The sequence below is a fragment of the Synechococcus sp. MIT S9220 genome, assembly GCF_014304815.1.
Taxonomy (GTDB): domain Bacteria; phylum Cyanobacteriota; class Cyanobacteriia; order PCC-6307; family Cyanobiaceae; genus Synechococcus_C.
This window is the reverse complement of the sequence record NZ_CP047958.1, coordinates 2107521-2118697: the sequence shown is the minus strand read 5'-3', so window position 1 is coordinate 2118697 and position 11177 is coordinate 2107521. Positions and strand designations below refer to the sequence as shown.

General features: G+C 58.2%; 10 protein-coding genes. 4 read left to right on the top strand and 6 right to left on the bottom strand.

Annotated elements, in window-relative coordinates; translation table 11 throughout:
• Positions 1-84 precede the first annotated feature (84 nt).
• The gene (locus SynMITS9220_RS11745) at positions 85-1266 is read left to right on the top strand and encodes a GNAT family N-acetyltransferase (RefSeq protein WP_186989423.1); all 1182 of its coding nucleotides are present in this window, start codon (positions 85-87) and stop codon (positions 1264-1266) included.
• 24 nt (positions 1267-1290) lie between these two features.
• A complete protein-coding gene (locus tag SynMITS9220_RS11740) occupies positions 1291-1665 on the top strand; it encodes a DUF4346 domain-containing protein (protein WP_186989421.1) in 375 nt (124 codons plus the stop codon).
• Positions 1666-1671: 6 nt separating this feature from the next.
• Here SynMITS9220_RS11740 and SynMITS9220_RS11735 read toward each other — a convergent pair whose 3' ends face one another.
• The 3 genes from SynMITS9220_RS11735 to rimO all read right to left on the bottom strand — a co-directional run bounded on the left by SynMITS9220_RS11735 (position 1672) and on the right by rimO (position 6107).
• Positions 1672-3246: a B12-binding domain-containing radical SAM protein gene (locus SynMITS9220_RS11735; protein WP_186989419.1), complete on the bottom strand. Its 1575-nt coding sequence runs from the start codon at positions 3244-3246 to the stop codon at positions 1672-1674.
• Between the two features lie 237 nt (positions 3247-3483).
• A complete protein-coding gene (locus SynMITS9220_RS11730) occupies positions 3484-4710 on the bottom strand; it encodes an MFS transporter (RefSeq protein WP_186989417.1) in 1227 nt (408 codons plus the stop codon).
• Positions 4707-6107 (bottom strand): 30S ribosomal protein S12 methylthiotransferase RimO, encoded by a 1401-nt coding sequence (gene rimO, locus SynMITS9220_RS11725; protein ID WP_255483088.1) that lies wholly within the window; start codon positions 6105-6107, stop codon positions 4707-4709. Before rimO ends, SynMITS9220_RS11730 begins: the two co-directional genes overlap by 4 nt.
• A 75-nt stretch (positions 6108-6182) precedes the next feature.
• Here rimO and SynMITS9220_RS11720 point away from each other — a divergent pair, with 75 nt between their 5' ends.
• The gene (locus SynMITS9220_RS11720) at positions 6183-7124 is read left to right on the top strand and encodes a vitamin K epoxide reductase family protein (RefSeq protein ID WP_186989415.1); all 942 of its coding nucleotides are present in this window, start codon (positions 6183-6185) and stop codon (positions 7122-7124) included.
• Positions 7125-7170: 46 nt separating this feature from the next.
• On the opposite strand, the gene nadB is transcribed toward SynMITS9220_RS11720, so the two are convergent.
• The 3 genes from nadB to SynMITS9220_RS11705 form a co-directional block, all read right to left on the bottom strand.
• Positions 7171-8856: an L-aspartate oxidase gene (gene nadB / locus SynMITS9220_RS11715; RefSeq protein WP_186989413.1), complete on the bottom strand. Its 1686-nt coding sequence runs from the start codon at positions 8854-8856 to the stop codon at positions 7171-7173.
• Positions 8857-8947: 91 nt separating this feature from the next.
• Positions 8948-9325 (bottom strand): photosystem II complex extrinsic protein PsbU, encoded by a 378-nt coding sequence (psbU, locus tag SynMITS9220_RS11710; RefSeq protein WP_067098846.1) that lies wholly within the window; start codon positions 9323-9325, stop codon positions 8948-8950.
• A 117-nt stretch (positions 9326-9442) separates the two neighbouring features.
• Complete coding sequence (locus tag SynMITS9220_RS11705; protein ID WP_186989411.1) at positions 9443-10216, bottom strand: DUF3120 domain-containing protein; 774 nt, start codon at positions 10214-10216, stop codon at positions 9443-9445.
• 41 nt (positions 10217-10257) lie between these two features.
• Here SynMITS9220_RS11705 and SynMITS9220_RS11700 point away from each other — a divergent pair, with 41 nt between their 5' ends.
• Positions 10258-11166, top strand: coding sequence for an undecaprenyl-diphosphate phosphatase (locus SynMITS9220_RS11700; protein ID WP_186989409.1), 909 nt, complete (start codon positions 10258-10260; stop codon positions 11164-11166).
• Positions 11167-11177 lie beyond the last annotated feature (11 nt).

Below are 11177 nucleotides of genomic sequence, written 5' to 3'. Positions count from 1 at the left end.
ACCACGGCCCAATCGCGTCTTCATTGTCTCCCCTTGGGGTTGCGCTGGTTAGTGTCATTGCCGAGGCGTTTCAATTGGCCCTGGATGGCATCGCTCACGGCTCGTTGGCATCGCAGCATCCATGAGATTCCCCAGTCGCAATGGGAGGACTTGCTCGCAGAACAAGTGAGCCCGTTCTATCGCTGGTCCTGGCTGGAAGCCCTGGAACTCTCAGGCAGTGTGGCTCCGGATCAGGGCTGGCAGCCACTGCACCTGTCGCTTTGGAGGGGCGAAGAGAGCCTGATTGCCATCGCTCCTCTTTATCTCAAGGGTCACAGCTATGGCGAATTCATTTTCGATCAGTCTTTCGCACGCCTGGCAGGTGATTTGGGACTGCGCTACTACCCCAAGCTGATCGGCATGAGCCCCGTCAGCCCCGTTCAGGGCTATCGCTTCCATATCCATCCCGATGAAGATGCGCAGGACATCACAGTCATGATGTTGCGGCTGATTGATGAGTTTGCTGCTCGCAACAACATTCTCAGCTGCAACTTTCTCTACGTGGACCCTCTCTGGCAGCCCTTGGCGGAAGCTGCGGGCTGTGCGGCATGGGTGAATCACCAGAGTCTTTGGTCTGCAGAAGGGCAGAAGGATTTTTCCGATTATCTCGCAAGCTTCAATGCCAATCAGAGGCGCAATATCAAGCGGGAACGCAAGGCGGTCAATCAGTCAGGACTGGTCGTGACCCCATTGACCGGACCAGAACTCACGCCTGAGCTGCTGGAGCGGATGCATTCCTTTTACGAGCAGCATTGCGCCCGTTGGGGCCCTTGGGGGAGCAAATATCTTCAGAGCACATTTTTTGATCGACTGGTGGACCCCGCTCTGGCAAGGCATGTGGTGCTGTTTAGTGCCCACCGCGGAGATCCCGTTGAGCCTGTAGCGATGTCTCTTTGCATTCAGGATGAGTCCCATCTCTGGGGGCGCTACTGGGGCAGTGAAGAAGAGATCGATTGCCTGCATTTTGAGGTCTGTTATTACGCTCCGATCGAGTGGGCTCTGCGTCGGGGCCTGCACAGCTTTGATCCAGGAGCGGGTGGCAGTCACAAGCGCCGACGTGGTTTTGTGGCTCAAGCCCGGACCAGCCTGCATCGTTGGTATGAACCGCGTATGGATGGTTTGATCCGTTCCTGGCTACCGAGGGCGAATGGTCTGATGGAAGAGGAGATCGAGGCCATCAATGACGAGCTTCCCTTCCGCAGCAAGCCGCCTGAATTGATGGCCTGAGGCGATCATTTGTAAGGTGTGACAATGGCAGAAGGCACCTCCTCACTTGATGATCAGCTCTCGCAGCGATTCATCGAGCTCGACCCGTCTGGTTACTTCCTGATCAAGCTGGATGCCGAGGCCGGCGAGCTCGTCGCTGAGCATTACAGCAATGATCTTGATGAGCGAGGCCGTGCGACTGACCCTGAAACAGGAGAGGTTCTCGCCTGCCGTGGCGGTGGCCCCCGTCAGCCGAGCAAAAGCTTCCGTGGCAGAACCGCAAAGGAGTTGGGCATTGCGCTGACCGAGGCTGATGGAACTCGTCCCGTCAGCCGTCTGGATCATGCTCTGTATCTCGGCCGAGAGTTGCAAAAAGCAGAAGCCTGCCTGAAAGCGGGAGTGGCCTACACGCAGGACTGAATCAGTTCAGGCCGTCATCAGTTCGCGGGATGTACTGGGTTCTTCGGGAGGGAGAGATTCCAGCTGTTCGCGAATTTCGCGTTGAACGATCGCGCGGTACTCAAGGAAGTGTTCGTTGTGGGCGAGCACCACCAGGAATTGCTCCAACATGGCTGGATTGCGTCGAGCCATGCTGAGCATGTAACGCCAGAAGCGACTGCGAGTGTCCCGCTTGATTCCCTGTCTCCAAACCACAATGGATAAAGCTCTGATATCAGTCCAGGTGGGCAGTTTTGATGTGCCCTTCCAGCGGGGAGCTCCCATCTTCAGGTAGTAGGAGTAAACCCGATCCATGTATGCGTTGGGTTCGTAGAGCGCACAGAAGGCATCCACGTATTCGTTGGCGATGTCCCGGATGGGGCGGGTGGGTTTGAAATTGAGCAGGTTGGTCTGGTTCACACCCTTGGCGGCGGACTTGTCCTGGATCAGTCGGCCCTCTTTCTCAAGGCGATGCCAAAGCGCTGTATTCGGAAGGGCCTGCAGCATGCCCATCATCGCCGCCGGGATTCCGGTTCTGGTCACGAACTCAACGATGCGTCGGCCGGCGCCGTCTTTTTCACCGTCGAAACCGATGATGAAACCTGCCATCACACGGATGCCGTTTGCGGTGATCCTGTCAACGGCAGCATCCAGAGGGTTGCGGGTGTTCTGAAGTTTTCTGGAGGTTTCGAGACTCGCCTCGTCGGGAGTTTCGATGCCGAGAAACACACTCTCAAAACGCGCTTCGTGCATCATGCGCATCATCTCCTCGTCGTCGGCCAGGTCCACCGAGGCCTCAGTCGCGAAGCTGAAGGGATAGCCGCGCTCTTCCTGAAACTGTCTGATTTGGGGGAGCAGCTGCTTGGCGTTGCGCTTATTGCCGATGAAGTTGTCATCGACTAGGAAGATCGATCGCCTCCAGCCGAGGTCATGCAGATACTGAAGCTCAGCGATCAGCTGTTCCGGTTTTTTCGTGCGTGGCTTGCGTCCGTAGAGAACGATGATGTCGCAGAACTCGCAATTGAACGGACAACCCCTCGAGAACTGAACGCTCATCGAGTCATAGGCCTCGAGCTGCAGCAGATCAAAGCGAGGGATGGGAGTGGAGGTCACATCAGGCTTGTCACCTTCAGCACTGAAACGTCCGCCGCTGTCACCTCGCTGGATCGCTTCGATGAACAATGGCAGGGTGATTTCCCCCTCATCGAGCACTTTGAAGTCGGCCTGATCGATTTCAGGCGCATCCGGAGTGGAACTGGCGTAGGGGCCTCCTACAGCAACTGGAATTCCACGGCGCTTGGCCTCGGCGATCTGAATCTGCATATCGTCCTTTTGGACGATCATTCCCGAGATCACCACAAGTTCGGCCCAGTTCCATTCGTCTTCAGTGATCTCCCGCACGTTGCGGTCCACCAACTTCATGTCCCATTCCTGGGGAAGCAGCGCCGCTACCGTCACTAACCCCAGCGGGGGAAGCAACACCTTGCGATTCACCAGCTCCAGAATCTTCTCGTAACTCCAGAAGGTCTTCGGGAAGAGGGGATAGATAAAGAGGGTGCGCATGATCCGAGGCGAGCAAGTTGGTCTGTCTGTGACGTGCGGTCGACCCTGCGGACAGAACCTTCCGTTTCTATTTGATTTCGTTGTGCAGAAGCTTAAGGGGGATTGGGTAATTCCAGGCCTGATGTCTGATGTAATAGGGCTTGCAATCTTTGACAGTGATGGGCGTCCTCATCTACGTGGGTTTGGTCGGAGCCGGACTGGCAACTGCTGTGACGATCAGTTTTGTTCTGCGCCGAATCAAATTGATCTGACTTCAGTCAGCACAGACCCGCCGCGGCGCCAGATCTCAAGCAGCGCCAGAACAATGCCGAGAGTGCCGCTGATGGCGAAGGTCGCCTGAAGACCAAAAGTGACGGTGACTTGCGCGGCGATCAGACCACTGAGCCCACCGCCACCCAGAAAGGCAATTTGACCAAGACCCGCCATCCGCCCGCGCAGGATCTGGCTCGAACCCACCTGGGTGATCAAATTGCTGCTGCTCAGAAGCCCTGCGGTACCTGCTCCGATTAAGAGAGTCATGGCAAGCAAGAAGGGCACATCACCTCCAATGGCCATCCCCAGCTGAGCCACGGCGGTGACTAATGCAAACCCTGCCAGGGTCAGAGAGGGTCTTCGGCAGAAACGATGACTGTTGCGTTGCAGCAGCAGTCCACCAGCAATGCTTCCCAGGGCCAGAACGCTGGTGAAAGCTGCAAGATCCATCGGTGCATTCCCGAGCTCACGAGCGGCGATCAAGGGCCCAAGTCCAGGGTGGAAGAACCCCACCACACACATCAAGCCGGTGAACATCAGCACGTGCCTCAGGGTGCTGCCGCATTCCCGCCAGGCCACCCGTAACGACGCCTTTTTCCCAGGAGCACTGCGCTCCTCCAGTTCCGTTTTCGGATTCAGCAGCCAGATCACACTGGCGATCGGGAACAGATAAGTGGCTGCATCCAGAGTGAGCGCCGTGGCCGAACCCGCCAGAGTGATCAGTAGGCCCCCCAGAAGGGGGCCCACTAGCTTGCCGACGTTGAAGACCACCGAGAAGCTCGTCAGGAAGGGCGCCAGCTCGGAGTTGTCGTCCACCAGCAGAGCGCAGTACTTATTGCGAGCCGTGAGTTCATAGGCACCGGCAATGCCCACCAGCAAGGTGCTGGCCAGCAGCATCAAGACCTGTGCTTGTCCGTCGAAGATCGGGATGGAAATCGCTCCAAGCAGGCTTGCGCATAGCAGTGCCCACTGTGCCTGGATTAACACCCGCTCACAGCCAACGCGATCGGTGCGCACGCCTGCCGGCCCGCTTACCAAAATTGTGGGTAGGGAGAGTGCGGCAAAATTCAGCGCCAGCACCATGGGTGCTTTGGTTTCATCCATCAGGATCCAGCCTTTGGCCGTGATCCCTGCGAAGGAACCGGCAGTGCTCAAGCCGGATGCGATTAGGAAAATAATGCGTTGGCGTGCATGTGATGAAGGGTGGCTCAATGGCTGCTGCGAGCTGACGCAACCATCTCGCTTGCCCCCACGATCTCGCCGCTCAGGTCGTAGATGTCGGCTCCGTTGATTCGTACTGGAACCATGGTTCCCGGTTGTGCTTGCAAGCCGTCAGCACGAGGCTGAACCTGCACTTCGCCATCCACCTCAGGTGCGAAGCGAGCGCAGCGTCCGATCATGGCTCCTGTGGTCGGGTTGTGCTGCTCGATCAGGACATCCACGGTGCGTCCCACCCAGCGGGTGTTGGCTTCGGCTGAGATCGGTTGTTGCAGGGTCATCAGCCGATCTTTCCTGGCGGTGGCAATCTCGGCTGGTACGGGATTCGGGAGCTTGGCCGCAGCGGTCCCTTCCTCTGCTGAATAAGTGAACACCCCAACGTGATCGAATCGCTGGCTTTCAAGGAACCCAGCCAGGTGGTCAAATTGCTCCTCTGTTTCACCGGGGAAGCCCACGATCAGCGTGGTGCGCATCACGGCATCCGGCAGCTGCTCCCGCAACTGACTCATCAATCGTTCGTTGACATCCGCCTGCCAGGGACGGTTCATGGCTCTCAGCACTTTGGGGTGGCTGTGCTGGAGAGGCAGATCGAGATAGGGAAGAACGTTAGGGACATCCCTATAAGCGGAGATCACCTCAGGAGTCAGGCCTGTGGGGTAGGCGTAATGAACCCGAATCCAGGGAATCTCCACTTCGCCGAGGGCCCTGAGCAGGTCTGCAAGCCGAGGACGGCCGTAGATGTCCAGCCCGTAATTGGTGGTGATCTGGCTGATCAGAATCAGTTCCTGAACGCCCTGTTCCGCCAGTTGATGGGCTTCTGCAACGATTGATTCGATCGTTCTTGAACGCTGATTTCCGCGTAGATGCGGAATGATGCAAAACGCGCAGCGATAGTCGCAACCTTCGGCCACTTTGAGATAGGCAACCGCTTCGCCAGTGGTGCGATATCTGGGCAGTGTTTCATCGCCGACGAACGTCGGGTTTTTGCTGACCCGATTGACGCGTTCTCCAGCTTCGACCCGCTCAAGCACTTCCACGATGTGCTGGTAATCGCCAGTGCCCACAATGGCTTTGGCTTCCGGCAGGGACTCGAGCAGCTCCTCCTGAAAATGTTGTGCCAGGCAGCCGGCGATGATCAGTTCCTTGCCTTGCTCAGCGAGTCCCACCAGTGTGCGGACTGATTCTTCCCGGGCTTCCTGGATGAAGCTGCAGGTGTTGACCACCACCACGTTGGCGTCACTTTCGTCACTGCTGACGCCATAGCCCGCTCGCGTCAGCAGACCGAGCATGTGTTCAGTATCGACCCGGTTCTTTTCGCATCCCAAATGGGCGAAAGCCACGGTCGGGCGTGTGCTGACCATGTCGCGTCCGGGAGCTTGGTCCGGTGACATGGGCACGACGCATCAACTTTCACCATAAATCTCGTGCTGATTGCTGCCAAAATTTCAGCAATCAGTTTCGTGCGCATGGGCACCACCCGACTCACCAGCCGACGTCGTCAGGATCAGGGCTTCAAATGGGCACGCATCAGCATGGCGGTGCTGGCAACCGTCGGGGTGATCGATACCGCTTCGATCACCCTTAAGCGTTGGGGGATGTTCGGTGACTTCACCTGCCCGATGGGCGGAGATGGGTGCGACACAGTCCTGAATAGCCCCTGGGGAACCCTTGTTCAGACGGATGGCTTCAGCATTCCGTTGTCCTTTGCCGGTCTGCTGGCTTACCTCGCTGTTCTGGTGATGGCTCTTGTGCCGTTGCTGCCGGGGTTGATGGAGAACCGCAGTGATCTGTCCCGGCGCACCTGGTGGGGACTGTTCACTGTTTCCCTGGGAATGGCTGTCTTCAGCTTGGTGCTGCTGGGCTTGATGGTCTTCAAGATTCAGGCTTTCTGTTTTTTCTGTGTGCTTTCAGCGACGTTGTCGATTCTGTTGCTGATCCTTTCCATGATCGGCGGTGGATGGGACGACCCCTCACAGTTGTTCTTTCGGGGCATTCTCCTGGCTTTGGCAGTGTTGCTCGGCAGTCTGATCTGGGCCTCGGTTCTGGACCCTGAACGCCCCGAAGCTGCCGTGACCGGCCCTGGTGCACCTCCGCTTGTGACGACCGAAAGCACTCCTGCCAAGGTCGCGCTGGCTGAACATCTCACCTCCATGGGAGCTGTCATGTACAGCGCCTACTGGTGTCCTCACTGTCATGAGCAGAAGGAGGACTTCGGTTTAGAAGCTGCCAAAAAGCTCAACGTCGTTGAATGTGCTGAGGATGGTCAGAACAGTCAACGCGCCCTCTGCCAGAGCAAGAAGATCGAAGGCTTCCCCACCTGGGAGATCAATGGAAAGCTTGATTCAGGCGTCAAAGATCTGAAAACCCTTGCAGGTTTGTCCGGCTTCAAGGGAGACACCAACTTCTGAAGGCCCTTCCACCTCTGAGTAGCCCACTGTCTGCTACGACTGTTGGTTATTCAGTGACGCTGCGGGTCTGAATCCCTTCTCCCTTCACCTGCCGACTGTGTCGGCGCCACTGGGGAAGGGAGCAGGGGGCATCACTGCGGAAATGTCCTCCCCGACTTTCGGTTCTAAACAGACAGGCTTCCAGGAGCAGGGCAGTGGTGCGCTGACGATGGATGAGATCGAGTAGCAGGTTCAGTTCCTGGCGACTGGGCTCCTCCAGTTCCAGCAATTGCTGATGGGATTGGCGATGAACGACGCACAGCAGTTCTTCCCGCTCCAGCGGACTCATGGCACTTCTGGTCATCTGCAGCAGTGTCTGCATCCCCGCTCGGGAGCGATTGACTCCTGCCACATCCCAGCACTGTTCACTCAGCTGATCGATGCTGCGCGTGAGCTCCCCGATGCTGGTGTTGCTGCGGGCATGGATCTCACTGGTGCTGATGCTGTATCCCCGGTTCCTCCAGTGTTCTCTTTCATCCTCTGAAACAGCTGGCAGGTCGATCGCTCCCAGTTGGCGAGCAAAGACGAGGCATTCCATCAGGGAGTTGCTCGCCAGACGATTGGCACCGTGCAGCCCGGTGCAGGCCGCCTCCCCAACTGCGTAGAGGCCTGGCAGCGATGTCGCGGCATTGAGGTCCGTTGCTACGCCTCCCATCCAGTAGTGGGCTGCAGGCGCCACAGGGATTGGTTGCTCAAGAGGATTGAGATTGTGGTTGCGACAGCGCTCAAGAATGGTGGGGAAGCGGCGCTCAGCCTGGTCGCGGGGGATCTCTGAAAGGTCCAGGCCGATGTGATCGATGCCCTGGAGGCGCATGCTTTTCAAGAGTGCACGGCTCACCTGGTCTCTCGGAGCGAGATCAGCCCCTGGCAGGTCAGTGACCGGACTGTTTCCCGCGGCGTCCACGAGTCGTCCTCCTTCTCCTCGCACGGCCTCGGAGATCAGAAAACAGGGAGCTCCGGGAAGCTTCAGAGCTGTGGGATGAAATTGAACGAACTCAAGATCTTCAACCGCGGCCCCTGCAGCCCAGGCCAGGGCGATGCCCTCTCCTGCGGCTTGAGCTGGATTGGTGGTGTTGGTGTAGAGGTGCCCTCCGCCTCCAGTGGCGAGGACCACGGCTCTCGATCGAATCCATTGCAGCCTGCACCCGTCAAGAACCTGGACGCCGCAGCAGTGTCCGTTCTCCACCCAGAGCTGGCTGACGCGAACACCCCGCCGATGCAGCAACCCAGGCCTCTGCTCGGCATGCTGCCGAAGCACATCGACCAGAGCATGGCCGGTTCGGTCCTGGACATGCAGCACACGGTGATGACTGTGCGCAGCCTCGAGGGTTGTGGCCAGGCTCCCGTCGCTGTTCCGATCGAAATCCATCCCCAGCTCGAGCAGCCTGTCGACACAGTGCGGTGCCTGTTCAACGAGCAGACGAACAGCATCGCCGTCGCAAAGACCTGCGCCGGCGTGGATGGTGTCTGTCGCATGGCTGCCGCTGTGGTCATCGCGACGAGTGACGGATGCGATCCCGCCCTGGGCCCATCGGCTCGATGAGCGCTGGCTGGTGTTTCGGTTGACCAGCAGCACTCGCAGCCCGTCTGGCAGCTCAAGGCAGGTCATCAGGCCTGCGGCTCCAGCACCAACCACCACGACGTCCCAGGGACCTGAGGGGATGGGTTCGTTGCCAGTGCCCAAGGGTCTCATGTCAGCACCAAAAAACCGCCGGGTTGTCCGGCGGTTTGACCGCAATCTGAGCAATCCAATCAGTGGAGATCGGCGTTTTCAGTGAGCTGCCTCAGCGGTACTGGCCATCATTGATCCGATCGAAACCCTCGTTGAGAGCAATCGATGGTTCGGTCACCGTGAAATTGTCGCGATACTTCTCGAACAGCTCTTTCTGCCGATCGGTGAGATCCAGCGAAAGAACGTCATTCACACTGTCGTAGGGGCCACCCAGCACGATCTTGCCGGCGAGGGTGGGATACATGCCAGGGAACTGCTGGAAGCGACGGACGGAGGAATTGTTGAGATCCACCTTTTCGCCACGTTCGGCGATTTTGTCGTCAGCCACGTTGCGGATGTCAGCCGCCTGAACGCTCGCGGGTAGCAACAGGCCCATCAGCAGGCCTGCCATCACAAGAATGCCTGTCAGCCAGGACAGCAGACGCTTCATGGAACTCTCCGTCTAGAAGATCGGAACGGGATGATTACCGGCACTGCCGGCTTGCAAACCATACAAGTGCAATTGCCGGGATCAGTTGCAAGGGGTCGCAGTTTTTTGCAGTTCGTTTCAGACCAGGCCGCTGAGTTCTGGCGCAAGCAGAGACAGCGACAGAAACAAGCCATCAATCAAGAGGGTTGTGAACAGCACTGCCGCTGCTACAGCCCAGCCTCGATCTGACGCCATGGACAGGCTGCTGCGAGATCTGCAGTACTGAACAAGCTGAAAAATGATGATTCCTGAAGCGCTCACCGTCAGCAGAGAGCTTGGCGTCAGCACGAAGGCCGCTGCGTCCTGGAGGAGAACAGAGGCTTCTGTAGGGGATGCTGCAATCACCGCAGGCCAGAGGGCCATCACACCGGTGAGTGCCATGGCCAGATCCGTGAAAGCTGTGCCTAGCAGCGAAGCTAAATAGAAGGCACATCCAAGACGCCATCGCGTTTGCAGGCCGGTGATTGCCAGAGGCAAGGCAAACGCTTCCACAGGGAGATGAAGTACTGGGTGGCAAGCAAGCCAACCCCAGAAAAGGCTGCCAGCCAGCCAGCTGCCACTGAAGCCAACCAGCAGAGCGCCGAAGTCCTTCCATCGACTGGGTGCGATCGAATGGGTGATCACGCCCACTGAAAGGAGCACAAAACCGAACAGGCAGGAGCTGAAGGGCTGTTCACGCACCCATGGAGCCTGCACAAAGACAGGCAGCACCACGAGCATCGATGCCCAGAAGGGCAATCCAACCCTTCCAAGAGCGATCGGCTGGACCGGCTCAGCAAGGGCTTGGTTGCGTATCAGCCCACTGAACAAGGATCCACCCCCGCCTGAACGTGAAGAAAGGAATGTGACCATAGAAGATTTGCGCCTCATTGAGCGTTTTTGTGAGGCGTCTGATGTCATCGGACGTTGGGCCTGGCGATAGCGTCTTCAAACTTGTGTTCAGGACGCCAGACGTGTCAGAACCCGGACTGCTCGAGGCCATCTGGAGAAATATCGTCCTGGGAGTTGTTCAGGGGCTGACTGAGTTTCTGCCGATCAGCAGCACGGCCCATCTGAAGGTGGTGCCCGCTCTAGCCGGCTGGCAGGACCCCGGTGTGTCGGCCACAGCGGTGATCCAGCTGGGCAGCATCGTTGCGGTGATCGGATACTTCCGCGACGACCTTGTGGGGGTTTGGAAGGGCATCAGCGCTGCCTTGCGGAGAGGTCAGTGGCGTGAGCCGGAAGCCCGCCTGGGGATTGCAATGGCCATTGGCACCGTGCCGATCCTGGTGGTGGGGCTTGGCATCAAATTGTTCTGGCCTGGTTATGAGACGTCTCCTCTGCGCAGCGAACCGGTGATCGCCGTCGTTTCGATTGTGATGGCGTTGCTACTCGCCCTGGCAGAGAAGCTTGGCCCGCGCCTCAAGCGACTCGATCAGGTGCAAGGGCGTGATGGCCTGGTGGTGGGTCTGGCGCAGGTGCTCGCTCTGATCCCTGGGGTATCCAGATCAGGAAGCACGCTCACCGCCTCGCTGTTCGACAGCTGGAAGCGTCCGGATGCGGCCCGATTTTCATTTCTGCTGGGGATTCCAGCCATCACCCTGGCTGGTTTGGTGCAATTGAAAGATGCATTCAGCGAGCCCAGCGCCGGTGGTCCGCTCCCTCTGTTGATTGGAATTGTGTCTGCAGCAGTGGTCTCCTGGCTGGCCATCGACTGGCTGTTGAAATACCTGCAACGTCACAGCACCTGGATTTTTGTGATCTACCGACTCCTTTTCGGAGTGTTACTGCTGGTCTGGTGGTCCGCCGCCGGCCCAAACTGAGAGGAGTTGCC

Bases quoted from the DNA above. Each gene is read 5' to 3' on its own strand.
- SynMITS9220_RS11745 (WP_186989423.1), top strand. From the start codon at position 85: ATGGCATCGCTCACGGCTCGTTGGCATCGCAGCATCCATGAGATTCCC.
- SynMITS9220_RS11740 (WP_186989421.1), top strand. From the start codon at position 1,291: ATGGCAGAAGGCACCTCCTCACTTGATGATCAGCTCTCGCAGCGATTC.
- SynMITS9220_RS11735 (WP_186989419.1), bottom strand. From the start codon at position 3,246: ATGCGCACCCTCTTTATCTATCCCCTCTTCCCGAAGACCTTCTGGAGT.
- rimO (WP_255483088.1), bottom strand. From the start codon at position 6,107: ATGTCACCGGACCAAGCTCCCGGACGCGACATGGTCAGCACACGCCCG.
- SynMITS9220_RS11720 (WP_186989415.1), top strand. From the start codon at position 6,183: ATGGGCACCACCCGACTCACCAGCCGACGTCGTCAGGATCAGGGCTTC.
- nadB (WP_186989413.1), bottom strand. From the start codon at position 8,856: ATGAGACCCTTGGGCACTGGCAACGAACCCATCCCCTCAGGTCCCTGG.
- psbU (WP_067098846.1), bottom strand. From the start codon at position 9,325: ATGAAGCGTCTGCTGTCCTGGCTGACAGGCATTCTTGTGATGGCAGGC.
- SynMITS9220_RS11705 (WP_186989411.1), bottom strand. From the start codon at position 10,216: ATGGTCACATTCCTTTCTTCACGTTCAGGCGGGGGTGGATCCTTGTTC.
- SynMITS9220_RS11700 (WP_186989409.1), top strand. From the start codon at position 10,258: ATGTCATCGGACGTTGGGCCTGGCGATAGCGTCTTCAAACTTGTGTTC.